Source organism: Azospirillum cavernae (assembly GCF_003590795.1).
Taxonomy (GTDB): Bacteria; Pseudomonadota; Alphaproteobacteria; order Azospirillales; family Azospirillaceae; genus Azospirillum; species Azospirillum cavernae.
In genome coordinates this window covers 54,708-69,393 of record NZ_QYUL01000001.1, presented here as the reverse complement: position 1 = coordinate 69,393, position 14,686 = coordinate 54,708, and the positions used below count along the sequence as shown (strand labels likewise).

General features: G+C 66.4%; 16 protein-coding genes. 8 read left to right on the top strand and 8 right to left on the bottom strand.

The genetic code is table 11. The features are described 5' to 3' along the window. Positions 1-221: 221 nt before the first annotated feature. From D3877_RS00340 to htpG, 5 genes are all read left to right on the top strand, one after another. On the top strand, positions 222-674 hold the full coding sequence (locus D3877_RS00340; protein ID WP_119828830.1) for a GNAT family N-acetyltransferase: 453 nt from the start codon (positions 222-224) through the stop codon (positions 672-674). 78 nt (positions 675-752) lie between these two features. Continuing rightward, a complete protein-coding gene (locus tag D3877_RS00335) occupies positions 753-1,421 on the top strand; it encodes a glutathione S-transferase family protein (protein WP_119828829.1) in 669 nt (222 codons plus the stop codon). Between the two features lie 39 nt (positions 1,422-1,460). After that, positions 1,461-2,693 carry an acyltransferase family protein gene (locus D3877_RS00330; RefSeq protein ID WP_119828828.1) on the top strand — a complete coding sequence of 411 codons (1,233 nt, stop codon included), beginning with the start codon at positions 1,461-1,463 and terminating at the stop codon, positions 2,691-2,693. A gap of 81 nt (positions 2,694-2,774) precedes the next feature. Continuing rightward, complete coding sequence (locus D3877_RS00325) at positions 2,775-4,412, top strand: hypothetical protein (RefSeq protein ID WP_119828827.1); 1,638 nt, start codon at positions 2,775-2,777, stop codon at positions 4,410-4,412. A 156-nt stretch (positions 4,413-4,568) separates the two neighbouring features. Beyond that, the gene (gene htpG / locus D3877_RS00320; protein WP_119828826.1) at positions 4,569-6,449 is read left to right on the top strand and encodes a molecular chaperone HtpG; all 1,881 of its coding nucleotides are present in this window, start codon (positions 4,569-4,571) and stop codon (positions 6,447-6,449) included. A 54-nt stretch (positions 6,450-6,503) separates the two neighbouring features. Here the strand turns inward: htpG and D3877_RS00315 are convergent, their stop codons facing one another. Then, the gene (locus D3877_RS00315; protein WP_119828825.1) at positions 6,504-7,706 is read right to left on the bottom strand and encodes a sensor histidine kinase; all 1,203 of its coding nucleotides are present in this window, start codon (positions 7,704-7,706) and stop codon (positions 6,504-6,506) included. Positions 7,707-7,991: 285 nt separating this feature from the next. Here D3877_RS00315 and D3877_RS00310 point away from each other — a divergent pair, with 285 nt between their 5' ends. From D3877_RS00310 to D3877_RS00300, 3 genes are all read left to right on the top strand, one after another. Next, positions 7,992-8,426, top strand: a complete 435-nt coding sequence (locus tag D3877_RS00310) for a Fur family transcriptional regulator (RefSeq protein WP_119828824.1) — start codon at positions 7,992-7,994, stop codon at positions 8,424-8,426. 48 nt (positions 8,427-8,474) lie between these two features. Beyond that, the gene (locus tag D3877_RS00305) at positions 8,475-9,170 is read left to right on the top strand and encodes an HAD family hydrolase (RefSeq protein ID WP_119828823.1); all 696 of its coding nucleotides are present in this window, start codon (positions 8,475-8,477) and stop codon (positions 9,168-9,170) included. A gap of 66 nt (positions 9,171-9,236) precedes the next feature. Further along, positions 9,237-9,629, top strand: a complete 393-nt coding sequence (locus D3877_RS00300) for a response regulator (protein WP_119828822.1) — start codon at positions 9,237-9,239, stop codon at positions 9,627-9,629. Here D3877_RS00300 and sigJ read toward each other — a convergent pair. From sigJ to cysK, 7 genes are all read right to left on the bottom strand, one after another. Next, entirely contained in the window at positions 9,583-10,524 is a 942-nt protein-coding gene (sigJ, locus tag D3877_RS00295) for an RNA polymerase sigma factor SigJ (RefSeq protein ID WP_238474653.1), read from the bottom strand. The two genes, D3877_RS00300 and sigJ, sit on opposite strands and share 47 nt — an antisense overlap. Continuing rightward, complete coding sequence (locus D3877_RS00290) at positions 10,521-10,967, bottom strand: carboxymuconolactone decarboxylase family protein (protein WP_119828821.1); 447 nt, start codon at positions 10,965-10,967, stop codon at positions 10,521-10,523. Before D3877_RS00290 ends, sigJ begins: the two co-directional genes overlap by 4 nt. 92 nt (positions 10,968-11,059) lie before the next feature. Further along, positions 11,060-11,329 (bottom strand): hypothetical protein, encoded by a 270-nt coding sequence (locus D3877_RS00285; RefSeq protein WP_238474652.1) that lies wholly within the window; start codon positions 11,327-11,329, stop codon positions 11,060-11,062. Positions 11,330-11,335: 6 nt separating this feature from the next. Beyond that, positions 11,336-11,815, bottom strand: coding sequence for a DsrE family protein (locus tag D3877_RS00280; protein WP_119828820.1), 480 nt, complete (start codon positions 11,813-11,815; stop codon positions 11,336-11,338). A gap of 34 nt (positions 11,816-11,849) precedes the next feature. After that, the gene (locus tag D3877_RS00275; protein WP_119828819.1) at positions 11,850-12,650 is read right to left on the bottom strand and encodes a HesA/MoeB/ThiF family protein; all 801 of its coding nucleotides are present in this window, start codon (positions 12,648-12,650) and stop codon (positions 11,850-11,852) included. A gap of 51 nt (positions 12,651-12,701) precedes the next feature. After that, the gene (locus D3877_RS00270) at positions 12,702-13,481 is read right to left on the bottom strand and encodes a hypothetical protein (protein ID WP_119828818.1); all 780 of its coding nucleotides are present in this window, start codon (positions 13,479-13,481) and stop codon (positions 12,702-12,704) included. Positions 13,482-13,715: 234 nt separating this feature from the next. Next, the gene (cysK, locus tag D3877_RS00265; protein ID WP_119828817.1) at positions 13,716-14,675 is read right to left on the bottom strand and encodes a cysteine synthase A; all 960 of its coding nucleotides are present in this window, start codon (positions 14,673-14,675) and stop codon (positions 13,716-13,718) included. Positions 14,676-14,686 lie beyond the last annotated feature (11 nt).

Here is a 14,686-nt window from a genome sequence, read left to right as displayed (position 1 = left end):
TCAAAGAACGGCGGCCCGGAGAGACACCGGGCCGCCGTTTCTTTTTGCCGATTCGTCCAATTTGCGACCAATGGACCGTTCCCCTCTGACCAAATTCCAGATTAGTCTTGAAACCGTAACCTGGACGGACAGACCGCCCATCCATCGGCCATTCCATCGGCCACCGAACCATGGGTTCGGAAAAGAAACGAACCGCAGGTTCCGAAGAGACGGGAGGGCGCATGCCGACAGGCGACCGCTTTCGCATCGCGATCCGCAGCGCCGACGCCGATGACGCGCCGCGTTGCGCCGAGATCTTCCTGCATGGCCGCCGCAACGCCTTTTCCTGGCACCCCGCCGACCGTTTCGGTTTGGATGACTATTACGACTGCGTCCAAGAGGACGCCGTTCTGGTGGCCGAAACGCAGAACGGCGTCGTGGGCTTCGTCTCCATCGACGCGACGGCGGGCTTCATCCACAATCTGTTCATCGATGCGGCGTGGCACAACCGGGGCATCGGCTCGGCCCTGCTGCGCGCTGCGGTGGAGCGGTTGCACGGATCGGCCCTGCTGGCCTGCGCCGCGCGCAACGCGGCGGCCCGCGCCTTTTACGAGCACAAGGGGTGGACTCCGGTCCACCGGCCATACGATCCGCCTGACCCGCTGGTGCTCTACCGGATGGAGCCGGTCGGTTAATATTTCCCAAACAAGTCACGCCGATCCCTCACGCGCGGGCTGTTTTCCCCTGCTGCATTGCGTTAAAGTCGCGCCGCCATGAGGATCCTGCACCATCACCCCCTGCACGCCCTGTCGCGCGTCGCCCGCGTCATGCTCGCCGAGAAGGCCATCCCCTTCGAATCGGTGATCGAAAAGCCGTGGGAACGGCGCGACGCGTTCATGCGCCTGACCCCCGCCGGAGACGTCCCGGTGCTGGTGGAGGAAGACGGAGTCGTCGTCGCCGGTGGCTTGGCGCTGATCGAGTATCTGGAAGAGGCCTACCCCGACACCCCCTTGCTGCCGCGCGAGGTCGCCCGCCGGGCCGAGGTGCGGCGGATCGCCGACTGGTTCCTGTTCAAGTTCGAGCGCGAGGTGACGGAAAATCTGGTGGGCGAGAAGCTCATCAAGCGGTTGTCGGGCCAGGGCCACCCTTTCGCCCCGGCGATTCGCGCCGGGTTGGCCAACATCCACTATCACCTCGACTACATCGCCTTTCTGTCGGAACGCCGCCCCTGGCTGGCCGGGCCGACCTTCTCGTTGGCCGACATCGCGGCGGCGGCCTCGCTCTCCTGCCTGGACTACATCGACAACGTGCCGTGGGACAAAAACCCGGAGGCCAAAGACTGGTACGCGCGCATCAAGTCCCGCCCCAGCTTCCGCGCCATCCTGGCCGACAACATCACCGGCTGCCCGCCGCCCCGCCATTACGCCGATCTGGATTTCTAACGGTCCGTTTCCCAAGCCAACCAGACATCCCCGGACGCCGTGCTTCCCCCCCGACCGTCCCCGCCCCCAACCGTCAGCCGTCACCAGATTCCAGAAATCGACGGCTTGCGCGCGCTCGCCATCATCGGCGTGGTCTTTGTGCATTGCACATGGCCGTCCCTGGCGCCGTTCACGCTTGACTCGCCGATCGCCGACTGGTGGTTGCCCCTGCGTCTCGTTCTGGAAAGTGGTTGGCTTGGCGTCAACCTGTTGTTTTTCCTGTCCGGTTTGGTGCTCTATCTTCCCTACGCGCGGGGTGAGCGCCGTATGGCGGGATGGACCGACGCCTGGGCGTTCCTGCGCCGTCGGGCGCGGCGGTTGATGCCGCTCTACTATCTGTCCGGCGCCATCACCTTGGCCTTTGGCCTTTCAATCCCCTTCGATCCCACCTTGTGGCGCAGTTGGCTCAATGTGGCGGCCTTTCTGACCGCCAGTTTCACCCTGACTCCCTTCACCTTTGTCCCAAGACACAATTACGTGCTCTGGTCCCTGGGCGTCGAGTTCGCGTTCAGCCTGCTGTTCCCGCTGCTGCTGTGGCTCTACGCCCGTCACCGGACTCCGCTGTTGCTGGCCGCTGTGGCGATCGCGGTGGGTGTGCGCTTGTGGGTGGCGACCCCGCCCGCCTACTCGGTGTTGCATTGGGCGGGTGACGGCCTGCTTGGTCGGCTGCCCGATTTCCTGTTCGGCATGCTGGCTGTTGATCTGGCGCTGGCCCGCTCCCGCCTGTTCAATCCGGTCAGTTTCCTGGTGCTGGGGGTTGGCGGCGCCTTCGCCGGGATGGCCGTGTGGCATTTCTACTTCATCAAGGCCCTGCCGATCTCGGCGGGAGCCTTTCCCCCTCTGCTGCTCGACGTGGGGTTTCTGTTCGGAGTGGGATTCCTGTTGACCCACCCCAACCCGCTCAACGCGCTGCTGCGGCTGTGGCCGGTGCGGATCATCGGCGCCATGAGCTACAGCATCTATATTTGGCATATCGTGCTGTTGAAGCGGCTTGTTCTGTTTCGTCCCTCAGCCCCTTTTCGCGAACCGACTCTGGAGCACATGCCGTATATTCTCTCCATGATGCCGGTGTATCTCGGCTTTTTGCTTTTTTTGTCGGCGCTCAGCTACCGCTACATCGAATTCGGCCACCGCCCGGCGCGCGACGTCTTCCTGTTGAATCGCCGCGCCGCGCGCAACCTGACCGACGACGCAGACAGGGCGGACCAACCACCGCCAACGCCGCCGCGCTGACGGCGCCCAGCGGACAGGGGTGGACCAGCGCCGAATATCAGGCTTAACTGGTTCAAACCATTCCCAAAGGGAGACACCCCGATGCGTCGTCCGTCTGTCCGTTCTGTTGCGCCCGGCCTGTTGGCTGGCGGCCTGTTCGCGCTGGTCGCCGCCGCGTGGTCGCCCGCGCGGGCCGACGTGCCTGTGGTCGATGACGCGGGCGCCCGCGCGCTGGCCACCACGTTGAAAAGCGGTCTGACCCGCTGGATGCCCCCCGCCAGCGACGACAGCGAAGGCTTCGGCTTTGAATGGGACGGCGAACCGACGGTCAAGGCCTCAGGCGACCATTACGACATCGCCCTGCCCCGTTTGGCGGCGGAAGGCGCCGACGGCGTGCGGATCGAGGTCGGCACCGTGCTGCTCAGCGTCACCCCGCGCGACGGCGGCCTGTTCGGCGTCAGCGTCACCCTGCCCGGCAAGATCGCCGTCCAAAGCCTGGATGACGAGGGGGAGGATTACAAGGACTCCGCCTCCATCGCGCTGGGTCGCCAGACCTTCACCGGGACCTGGTCGGCCCCGCTGGAAACCCTGCTGACGATGGATGGCGCGTTCAACGACATCGCCATCACCAGCCCGGACGGCAAGGGCGCCGTCACCATCGGGGCGGTGACGCTGAAACAGGATCTGAAGGCCGACGGCCCCACCACCTGGTCCGGCCCCTCGGCCATCACGATCAGCAACGTCGCCGCCCTGGACGAGAAGAAGCGTGAAGCCTTCAAGATCGCCGGGCTGTCGGTGGAGAACGCCTACAGCCGCGCCGATTTCACCAAGATCAGCGCCCTGCAAGCGATGGCCCAGCGCGTCACCGCCACCGGCAAACCGCCCAGCGTGGCGGATGTTCTGCCGACCCTGCGCGGCGTCATCGGCGGCTTCACCACCCGCATGAGCCTGACCGGCTTGAGCGGAAGCGACAGCGCCGACGGGTCCAAGGTCGATCTTGGCCAACTGACCGTCACCGGCGGCGTCACCGACCTCGATCAGGATTTTTCGACCATCAGCCTTGGCATGGCGGCCCGTGATTTCGCCATCACCCCCTCGGTCGCGCCGACGGCCTTCACGCCGAAAACGGTTGAATTCGGCCTGTCGGTGGCCAAGCTGCCGAACGCCGCGCTGTGGCAGGGTCTGAGCGATCTGGCGCTCGCCACCGAAGCCGAGGAAAAGGCCAAGGCCGCCAAATCCGCCAAGAAGGACAGCAAGGCCAAGGCCGCTCCGGCGCCCGCGACCCCGCTGGCCACCCCCGACGCGATCATCGCCAAGACGATGGCGGCCCTGGTCGAGGCCGGAGCCGAGTTGCGGCTCGACGCGCTGAAGGTGGAGGCTCCGGCCACCACCGCCACCGCCACCGGGGCGATGCGGGTCGCCGCGCAATCGGCCTTCGGCGTCACCGGCGCCACCACCATTCTGCTGAAGGGTCTGGACGCGGCGGCCAAGGCGATGCAGCCCGCCCCCGGCGCGAAACCGGACAAGGACGCCCAGGACGCGCTGGGCATGATCGGCATGCTTCAGGCGATGGGCCAAATCAGCAAGGACGAGAGCGGCGCCGAAATCCGCAGCTACAAGATCGAGATGACCGACAGCGGCCAGCTTTTGCTGAACGGCGCCGACATGGCCCCGCTGCTGGGCGGCGGCGGCGAACCGGCGGCTCCGCCCGCCGACGCGGGCAAGAAGCCCAAGAAGTAAGCTTTTCCATCACCGCTCGTGACCACGCCGGGTTGAGGATCCCCCCTCAATCCGGCGTGTCTTTGCGCGCTTGCCTCTTGAATGGCGGGGCCGCTTTCACATATCTCCGCCGTTCCACCAAACCACCCACCACATGATACGGATGAAGGTGCCAACATGACCGAGGAACGGCTCAGTTTTCAGGCCGAGGTCAGCCGTCTGCTCGACATCGTCGCCCACTCGCTCTACAGCGAGAAGGAAGTTTTCCTGCGCGAACTGGTGTCGAACGCGTCCGACTCTTGCGACCGTCTGCGCTACGCCGCGCTGACCCAGCCCGAACTCTCGTCCGACGACCCCGATCTGAAGGTCCGCCTGCTGACCGACAAAGAGGCGCGGACCCTGACCGTCGTCGACAACGGCATCGGCATGAACCGCGAGGATCTGGTCGAAAATCTCGGCACCATCGCGCGGTCGGGCACCGCCGCCTTCATGAATTCCCTCAAGACCGAAAGCGGCGAGGGCAAGAAGGACGTCAACCTGATCGGCCAGTTCGGCGTCGGCTTCTATTCCGCCTTCATGGCCGCCGACCGGGTGGAGGTTCTGACCCGCAAGGCCGGGGAAAGCCAGGGCTGGCGCTGGCTGTCCGACGGCAAGGGCGAGTTCACCATCAGCCAGGTCGACAACCTGCCGCGCGGCGCCAAGATCATCCTGCATCTGCGCGAGGGGGATGACGAGTATCTCGAAGAGAACCGCCTGGGCGCCATCGTCCGCAAATACTCCGACCACATCGCCATCCCGATCCTCTTTGGCGACGGCGAAGACGCCAAATCGCTGAACAGCGCGTCGGCCCTGTGGACCCGCTCGAAAAACGAGATCACGGCGGACCAGTACAAGGAATTCTACCACCATGTCGGCCACGCCTTCGATGATCCGTGGCTGACCCTGCATTGGCGGGCGGAAGGCGCGTTGGAATACACCAACCTGCTGTTCGTGCCCTCGGCCAAGCCGTTCGATCTGTTCGATCCCAAGCGCGCCCACCGGGTGAAGCTGTACGTCAAGCGCGTGTTCATCACCGACGCGGCGGAAGGCTTGATCCCGCCCTATCTGCGCTTCGTGCGCGGCGTGGTGGACAGCGAGGATCTGCCGCTGAACATCAGCCGCGAGATGCTCCAGCACAACCCGATGCTGGCCAAGATCCGCGCCGGTCTGACCCGCCGCATCCTGTCGGAGCTGAACAAGAAGGCCAAGGACACCGAGAACGCCGCCGAATACGCGACCTTCTGGGAGAATTTCGGCGCCGTCCTGAAGGAAGGCCTGTACGAGGATTACGAGCACCGCGACGAGTTGCTGAAGCTGCTGCGCTTCCGCACCACCGCCGGTGACGGTCTGGTCTCGCTCGACGAGTATGTCGCGCGGATGAAAGAGGGCCAGGACACCATCTTCACCATCTCCGGCGACGATGTGGACAGCCTGCTGCGCAGCCCGCAGTTGGAAGGCTTCAAGGCCAAGGGCGTCGAGGTTCTGCTGCTGACCGACCCGGTGGATGAATTCTGGGTGCCGTCGGTCGGCGTCTACGAGACCAAGCCCTTCAAGTCGGTGACGCGCGGCGGCGCCGATCTCGGCAAGATCCAGGGCGGCGAAGACAAGCCCGAGGAAAAGGCGCCGGAAGGCGAGTTGGTCGATCTGCTGGCCCTGCTGAAGCTGACGCTGGGCGAGGCGGTGAAGGACGTCCGCAAATCCGAACGGCTGACCAACAGCGCGGTCTGTCTGGTGTCCGACGACAACGACATGGACATGCATCTGGAACGCCTGCTCAAGCAGCACAAGCAGCTTGGGGCCGACGCCGCCGGGGCCAGGCGCATTCTGGAAATCAACCCGTCCCACCCGCTCATCAAGCGTCTGGCCGACCGGGCGAAAATTGAGGGCGCGGCGACGGCGCTGGAAGACGCGGCGTGGCTGCTGCTCGACCAGGCCCGCATCGTCGAAGGCGAAAGCCTGCCCGACCCCGCCGCCTTCGCCCGCCGTCTGGCGAGCGCGATGGAAAAGGGGCTGGCGTAACCCAGCGCAGGCGGGGCGGCGGATACAACGCCGCCGTCCCGCTGGTTTCTTGCTTTACCTTGGCTCCACCCGCGCCGCCGGGAAAACCAGGGCCATCGTCGTGCCACGGTCGGGCGTGCTGACCACGTCCAGACGCCCGCCATGCAGTTCGATCAGGCATTTGGTCAACGGCAGACCAAGCCCGGTGCCGACATGGCCCCGGCCCAGCGCGTTGTCGATCTGGCCCCATGGCTCCATCGCCTTGGCCAAATCCTCCCCCGACATGCCGATGCCGGTGTCGTGCACCGACAGCCACAGGGCGCCGTTTCCGGCGACGTGACCGCCCACCGTCACCACCCCGTCGGACGGGGTGAATTTCACCGCGTTGGACAGCAGGTTCAGCAGCATCTGCCGCAGCTTGCGTTCGTCCGCCCGCAGCGGCGGCAAGCTGGGCGGCACCGCGCTGATGATGCGCACGCCGTTGCGCGACGCCCGTTCGGACAGCAGCCGCGCGCCGCTCGACACGACCCGCGACACGTCGATCAGAACCTCGCTCAGCTCCAGCCGCATCGCCTCGGCCTTCGACAGATCCAGAAGATCGTTGATGAGATCCATCAGATGCCGCCCGCTGTCGGCGATGTCGCGGGCGTATTCGCCATACAACGGAATGGCGTGGGCGCCGAGCACCTCTTGCTCCAGGATTTCGGCGAAGCCCATCATCGCGTTCAACGGCGTGCGGATCTCGTGGCTCATGTTGGCGAGAAAGGCGCTCTTGGCCCGGTTGGCTTGGTCGGCCTGCCGTTTGGCCGCTTCCAACTGGCGGGCGCGCAGGTCGGACTGCTCAATGGACAGCAGCATCAGGTCGGCCACCGCGCCCAACCCGCGATAGCGCCCATCCTCCACCACGATGAAGCTGCTTTGCGGCGTCGGCGGCTTCAGCCGGGCCAGCCGCCGCCCGATCTCGCTCAAGCCGACGCTGGCCTCAATCAGCAGGGGAGCCGGATCCATCACCTGGGCGAGCGGCAGCGCCGCCGTCTCCGCCGACGCGGCGCAACGCCCCATCACATTGTGGCGCTCGACCAACCCGACCGGGCGGCCATCGCGCTCCACCACCGCCAGCGCCCACAGATCCGCCTTGCGGGAAAAACGGTCGCAGGCTTCGGCGCAGGAGCCGCCAACCGCAAGCGGAGCCACCGGCACGGCCAGCCCGGCAGCCGTGTAGACCGCCTCCTCGTCGCCCTGGATCGGGGCGCGGCTGATCGAAGGGGGTGGCGTCACGGCGGTCTTTGCCTCCCGAACATCGTTGACGGCGCCGGGCCGGTCATCCCGGCGTTGGAGCCTGTCGGAAACGGTAGCAGCCGATTATGAGCAATTGGTTTCAAACTGTGTGTCAGTCGAACTATACCCAACCACCCCGCCAAACCCCAATAAGGGCTTCCCCTCCCCTGCTGCCGACCACGGTCCAGGTTTGAGAATTGGAACGAAACACAGTATGATGGTCGGGTATTCGGACGATGGCGCGGGCGTCAAGGCCGCCGCCGCCGACCATCACAGGGGATTGTCATGCCGTCGCGCCTTGAAGATCTGTGCGTTCAAAAGGGGTTGAAGATGACCGACCAGCGCCGCGTGATTTCACGCGTGCTGTCGAACGCCGCCGACCACCCCGATGTGGAGGAGGTGCACCGCCGCGCCGCCGCCATCGACCACCGCATCTCCATCGCCACGGTCTACCGGACGATGCGGCTGTTCGAGGAGGCCCACGTCATCGACCGGCTGGATTTCGGCGACGGGCGGGCGCGTTACGAAGGCACCCGCACCGACCACCACCACCATCTGATCGACGTCGATTCCGGCGAGGTGATCGAATTCACCAACGAGGAGATGGAACGGCTGAAGGAGGCCATCGCCCGCGAGCTGGGTTATGACCTGATCGGCCACCGTCTGGAATTGTACGGCGTCCCGCGCAACCGGCGCGGCGAGCCGAGCGGCGGGGCGTGAGCGCGAAACCGCTTGCCCTGATCCGTCGCCCAGCGTGATAACCGGGCCATGCAGACCACCGCCGCGCCAATCCCCACCACCCCGCCGTCCGGCATCGACCATGACGCGCCCGGCGTGGCGTTTTTCGATTTCGACGGCACGCTGATTCACGGCGACAGCCTGCCGATGTTCGTCGGCGAGGTGATCGGCCAGCGCCGCGCCGCGCTGGCGTTGGCCGACGCCATCCGTTCCTGTCTGCACCGCCATGCGCGCGGGCGTGGGCCGGGCGTTGATTTTCCCGGATCGGTCAAGGCGGTCTATCTGAAACGCACCCTGCGCGGCGTGCCGCTGGCCGACGCATTGGCCGCCGCCGAGCGGATGATCCCCCGCATCCGCTGGCACGCGCCGCTGGTGGAGATTCTGAAAACCCACCGCCGCCATGGCCGCCGAATCGTCGTCGCCACCGGGGCGCTCGACCTTTACATGCCCGCCCTGCTGCGCGGGCTGGAGGTGGATGATCTGCTGGCCACGGGCATGGAGGCGGAAGACGGTTTGCTGACCGGGCGGCTCAGGACCGGCAATTGCGTGCGGCGCGACAAGGCCGACCGGGTGCGCGCTTGGCTGGACCAGCATGGCCCGATTGGAACCACCTGGGGCTATGGCAACCGGCCCAGCGACCTTCCCATGCTGGCGCTGATGCAGCAAGGCGAGGTGGTGACGATTGGCCGAGGTCGGCGCCGACGCTCGTCTGATTTACAACCATAACCCGCCCCCCTATCATCAAAGCCTGATGAGCGGCCTTCGGAAACCAAAGCCAGAGGGAGACGCGCGGTGTTCAGCATCGACGCCGACATCCACGCGCCCGACACCGGCGGACGCCGCGCCCTAGTCGCCGACGACGACCCCGCCCAGCGCGACGCGTTGACCCGGCATTTGACGCAACGGGGCTACCGCGTCTCCCAGGCCCGCGACGGCATGGACGCGTTGACCATCATTGGGACCGAAGCGCCCCGCTTCGCCCTGCTGCAACGCGCCCCGAACGACGATTCGGGGGAGCGCGCCGCCGCGCTGGCGGCCATGCTCTACCCGCACACCCAAATCATCGTCACCGCCAACGCGGACGCGCCCAACGACGGCGCGTTGGAGGATGGGCCGTTCCCCGTCCTGCGCCGCCCAATCAACCTCGACCAACTCGACCGCTGCCTGGACGCGCTGGCCGTCTGACCGCTTGCGCCAGCGCCTCCCGCCCAGTCACATGCCCCAGCTTGTGCGGGTTGGAGACCTGATAGAGCCGGACGATGCGCCCCTCGGCGATCTCCATCCCCCACACCGCGTGGAACCGCTCGCCGAAGGTGACGAGAAAGCCCGGCCCGCCATTCACCCGCACCGGCGTGAAGCCGTAGCTTTTGGCGCGCTTGCGCTGAACGCCCAGGATGAAGCGGGCGATGCGGTCGGGGCCGCGCAGCGGGTTCAGCGCCGTCAGCACCAGGCCGCCGCCGTCGCTCAGCCACAACGCGTCGTCGGCCAGCAGGGCGACGATGCCCGCATAGTCGCGCCGCTGGCTGGCCTCGGCGAAGGCGGCGGCCAGCTTGCGCCCGGCGGCGGGATCGGCGGCCGACTCGGCGGAGTCGCTCATCCGGTCGCGGGCGCGCCGCATGATCTGGCGGCAGGCCTCCACCGATTTTCCCAGAATGGCGGCGATCTCGGCGTAATCGAGATCCATCGCTTCGCGCAGCACGAAGACGGCGCGCTGGTCCGGCCCCAGCCGTTCCAACAGCAGCATCATCGCGATGGGAACCGAGTCGGCCTCGTCCGGTTCCGCCTCCCACGCGGTGACTTGCGGTTCGGGCAGCCACAGCCCGTAATAGCGTTCCCGAACCGCGCGCGCCGCGCGCAGCCGGTCCAGCGCCAGCCGGGTGACGATGGTGGTCAACAGCGCCGGGACCGATCCGACGGAGGTCGAATCGACCACGCTCCAGCGCAGCCACGCGTCTTGCAACACGTCGTCCGCCTCGGCCACCGACCCCAGCAACCGATAGGCCAGCGCGCGGAGCCGCCCCCGCTCCACGGCGAAAACCGCAAGCGGGGTTTGGCCCAGGGCGTCAATCGGCCCGGTCACGCCGCCGCCGAAACGGCTTCGCGAAACTGGGCGATGCCGACGCGGTTCCAAGCGTTGATCGTCGCCACCGCCATGGTCAGGGCGGCGATCTGCTCGCGGCTGAAATGGCGCCCCAACTCCGGGAGCAGATCATCGACGCGCCCGCTTTCGCTGCGGGTCAGGGCTTCCGCCCAGGCCAAAGCGGCGCGCTCGTCCGGGGTGAACAGGCTGGAGTCGGCCCAGTTGGGCAAGGCAGCCACGCGGTCGGCGCGGTCGCCGTCGCGCAGGGCCTCATCGCTGTGCTTGCCGATGCAGAAGACGCAGCCGTTGATTTGCGACACCCGCAGGTCGATCAAATGCTTCAACCCGGCGGGCAGCGCCGACGCGCCCAGCGCGGCGGTGACGGCGCCCAGCGCCTTGTAGAGAGCGGGGGCGTCGGCGAGGATGGTGAAACGGGTTTCCATGATGGCGTCCGGTCCTTCAAGCGTTGCGATCGCCCTCAAGACGGGATGGCCCCCGGAAACGTGACGCATGGCAGGGTTGCGCCCTCGTCGCGTCATCCCTCCAGCAACGCCGCCCCTTCGCGCAGGATGGCGATCTTGGCGGCGAAGCGCCCGGATCGGTCGCTCTCGCCAATCAGGCCGATCATGATGCCCAGCGCGTGGGCGACGCGCGGGGCCAGCCCCGGTTGGGCCGTCACCCGCTGGGCGAGCGCGGTCAGGTCGTCGCGGTAGGGCCGTCCCTCAAACCCCTCCGCCGCGATGGCCTCGAATTGGTTGGCGAGGTCGAGAATCGCGCGGGTGTCATCCACCGGAAGCGTCGTCATGGATCGTCACACAAACAGCATGGCGCCGCCCTTCGGCGCCTCGTTGAGGAAGGTGACGACGCCGCCCGTCTTCACCGGCACGTCGGGGCGCAAGGACACGCCGGACGGCAGGCCCAACGCGCGGATCCCCATTTCGCAGGCCATCACCGTCGCCCCCAGCGCCACGCAGGCCCCAAGCAGCTCCTCGAAGCTGGCCAGCCCGTGGGTGGCGAAATAGCGGTCGCGCGCCACCGGCGTGCTGCCGTCGTCGGCGGGGTCCAGATCGTGCCAGCCCAGCACCCCCGGCTCATTCTCCTGCACCAGGGCGCGCAGGGCGCGGCCCGTGAAGAACAGGGTGACGGGCCGGTTGGTGGCGGCGGCGGCGCTGGCCATCACCAAGGCGTAATGCACGCGGTCGAAGCCCCCGGCGAACAGGATGATCGACAGGCCGTTCGCGGCGGGTTGGATGGTGTTTTCGGGCTGGGCGGTGTTTTCGGGCTGGGACATGGGGGGGCGCCTCGCGTCGGACGTCGTCCGTCTCTCAATGGGCGGAAAGATCGTGGATCGTCGGATGATCGCCGCAAAGCGCGCAGTCGGGATCCCGTTTCAAGGTGATGCGCTGATAGGACGCATAAAGCGTGTCCATCATCAGCAGGCTGCCCGACAGGCTTTCGCCCAACCCCAGCAGCTCTTTCAACACTTCGGTGGCCTGAAGCGATCCGACGGTCCCCGCCAAGGCCCCCAGCACCCCGCCTTCCGAACAGGACGGCACCAACCCGCGCGGCGGCGGTTCCGGGAACAGGCAGCGGTAACAGGGGTGCGGCGCGCCCAGATGGGCCTTGAAGCTGGTCAATTGCCCGTCAAAGCGCAGGATCGCCGCCGACACCAGCGTCTTTTTCGCCAGAAAACAGGCGTCGTTCAGCAGAAAGCGGGTGGCGAAATTGTCCGAGCCGTCGGCCACCAGATCATAGCCGCCGATCAGGTCGAGCGCGTTGTCGCGGGTCAGCCGCACCGGATGGGCTTCCACCCGCACATCGGGGTTGAGCGCCTGGATGCGCGCCGCCGCGCTGTCCACCTTCAAGCGGCCAAGCGCGCTTTCGTCGTGAATGACCTGCCGTTGCAGGTTCGACAGATCGACGACGTCATCGTCGATGATTCCGATGGTTCCCACCCCGGCGGCGGCGAGATAGAGCAGCAGGGGCGCGCCCAGCCCCCCGGCGCCGACCACCAGAACCTTGGAACGCAAAAGCCGCTCCTGCCCCACCCCGCCGACTTCCGGCAAAATGATGTGGCGGGAATAGCGGTGAAGCTGGGTGTCGGTGAAGTCCATGCCCGACAGCATAGCGCAAGCGGCACGCCGTGCAACCCGCAGACGGGACGGTTCAGGAATCGATCAGGCCGACGTCGAGGTGGTCGAGGCTTCCGACGCCCACTGCTTCAGGCGGACCTCGCGCTCCCGCAGGGTCTTGGAAATGGCGCTTTCCTGCGTGGTTCCCGACGCCTGCACCGTGGTGTCGCGCGGCACGAAATTGAACTGGAACGGCGTCGGCGACTTCAAACTCGACGGCGGGATGATGACAAGCTGATACTCGCCGGGGTCGATCTTGTAGGTCGGCTTTTTGAAGAAATCCGCTTGGGCGTCGGGGTTCGAGGTGTCGCTGGAGGCAACAACGTTGCCTTCCTTGCCCATCATCGCCCAGCGCGAGTTCGGCAGGCTGAAATTGGCGGTGAAGCTGCCGCCCTGCACCACGTTGATCGTGTGCTTTTGAATGCCGGTGTCGCCGTTGCCCGGCGGTTGCGCCGTTCCGCTCATCACCGCGCCGCCAGCCGTCATCAGAACATTCTGCTTTTCGCTGACGTCGAGCGAATACTCGCGCGGGCCAGCGCTGCGATTCGCCTGAGAAATCATCGCCCTGTAGGTGCCCGGCCCCAACCGCGCGCTGACGTCGGCGGCGTCCTGCTGCGATTTCAGATTGGCGACCACCTTGTTGGTGTTCGTGTCGACGATGTCGACGTTGGTGAAGCTGTTGTTGATCTTGAAATTGAATTCGCCGGGCTTGCTGACCGTGAAGGTCCGAAAATCAGCGGGGCTGCCGTTCGGGGCCAGCTTCGTGGTCGTCCCCTTCAACTGCGAGAAGGCCGTCTGGGACAGGTTCGGTATGGAAACGCTCATGGCGGTTTCTCCCGATCAGCGAGCGGCTGCGTTCAACCCGCCACAGGGTCAACGCGGCGAACGGTGATTCAATTTACTAAAATGCGATCTATTTGTCAAACCAAGCGGCCCCGAAACGGGACACGCGCAATCATAGGGTATTTTCGCAGACGGCACAACACCGCCGAAAGGTTGCCGCCCCGCCCGCTGCGCAACCGCCCAAAGGGCGCTACGGCGGGCGGGGCGGCGGGCGGCTTATTCCAGCCCTTCAAACAGGGCGGTGGACAGGTAACGTTCGGCGAAGGACGGCAGGATCACGACGATCAGCTTGCCTTCATTCTCCGGGCGGGCGCCCAGTTCCAGCGCGGCGGCCAGCGCGGCGCCCGAGGAAATGCCAACCGGAACGCCTTCCAGGCGGGCGACCTTGCGGGCGGTCTCGAAAGCGCGCTGGTTGGAGATGCGGACGACCTCGTCGATCAGATCCTTCTTCAGGACGTCCGGCACGAAACCGGCGCCGATCCCCTGGATCTTGTGCGGGCCGGGCATGCCGCCCGACAGGACCGGGCTGTCCTCCGGCTCCACCGCGACGACTCGGAAGCCGGGCTTGCGTTCTTTCAGGACCTCGCCGACGCCGGTCAGGGTGCCGCCGGTGCCGACGCCGGAAATCAGGATGTCGGCGGCGCCAGCGGTGTCCACCCAGATTTCTTCCGCCGTGGTGGCGCGGTGAACCGCCGGGTTGGCGGTGTTCTTGAACTGCTGGAGCAGGAAGGCGTTCGGATCGGCGGCGAGGATTTCCTCCGCCTTGCGGATCGCGCCCTTCATGCCTTCCGACGCCGGGGTCAGCACCAGTTCGGCGCCCAACAGCTTGAGCATCTTGCGCCGTTCGACCGACATGCTTTCCGGCATGGTCAGGATCAGCTTGTAGCCCTTGGCGGCGGCGACGAAGGCCAGCGCGATGCCGGTGTTGCCCGAGGTCGGTTCGACCAGGGTGGTGCGGCCCGGCTGGATCGTGCCAGCGGCTTCCGCCGCTTCGATCATGGCCTTGCCGATGCGGTCCTTGACGCTGGCCAGCGGGTTGAAGAACTCCAGCTTGCCGACGATCTGCGCCTTGACGCCCGCATCAGCGGCCAGACGTTGCAACCGCACCAGCGGCGTCGCGCCGACAGTGTCGAGAACGCTGTCGTAAATCTTGCCGCGAAATTCGGGAGCAGCCATGATTTCACCTC

Excerpts from the sequence above, each read along its gene's own strand:
- D3877_RS00340 (WP_119828830.1), top strand. The coding sequence starts at position 222 with ATGCCGACAGGCGACCGCTTTCGCATCGCGATCCGCAGCGCCGACGCC.
- D3877_RS00290 (WP_119828821.1), bottom strand. The coding sequence starts at position 10,967 with ATGGAAACCCGTTTCACCATCCTCGCCGACGCCCCCGCTCTCTACAAG.
- D3877_RS00325 (WP_119828827.1), top strand. The coding sequence starts at position 2,775 with ATGCGTCGTCCGTCTGTCCGTTCTGTTGCGCCCGGCCTGTTGGCTGGC.
- D3877_RS00285 (WP_238474652.1), bottom strand. The coding sequence starts at position 11,329 with ATGACGACGCTTCCGGTGGATGACACCCGCGCGATTCTCGACCTCGCC.
- D3877_RS00275 (WP_119828819.1), bottom strand. The coding sequence starts at position 12,650 with ATGCTGTCGGGCATGGACTTCACCGACACCCAGCTTCACCGCTATTCC.
- htpG (WP_119828826.1), top strand. The coding sequence starts at position 4,569 with ATGACCGAGGAACGGCTCAGTTTTCAGGCCGAGGTCAGCCGTCTGCTC.
- D3877_RS00270 (WP_119828818.1), bottom strand. The coding sequence starts at position 13,481 with ATGAGCGTTTCCATACCGAACCTGTCCCAGACGGCCTTCTCGCAGTTG.
- D3877_RS00280 (WP_119828820.1), bottom strand. The coding sequence starts at position 11,815 with ATGTCCCAGCCCGAAAACACCGCCCAGCCCGAAAACACCATCCAACCC.
- cysK (WP_119828817.1), bottom strand. The coding sequence starts at position 14,675 with ATGGCTGCTCCCGAATTTCGCGGCAAGATTTACGACAGCGTTCTCGAC.
- D3877_RS00335 (WP_119828829.1), top strand. The coding sequence starts at position 753 with ATGAGGATCCTGCACCATCACCCCCTGCACGCCCTGTCGCGCGTCGCC.
- D3877_RS00305 (WP_119828823.1), top strand. The coding sequence starts at position 8,475 with ATGCAGACCACCGCCGCGCCAATCCCCACCACCCCGCCGTCCGGCATC.
- D3877_RS00310 (WP_119828824.1), top strand. The coding sequence starts at position 7,992 with ATGCCGTCGCGCCTTGAAGATCTGTGCGTTCAAAAGGGGTTGAAGATG.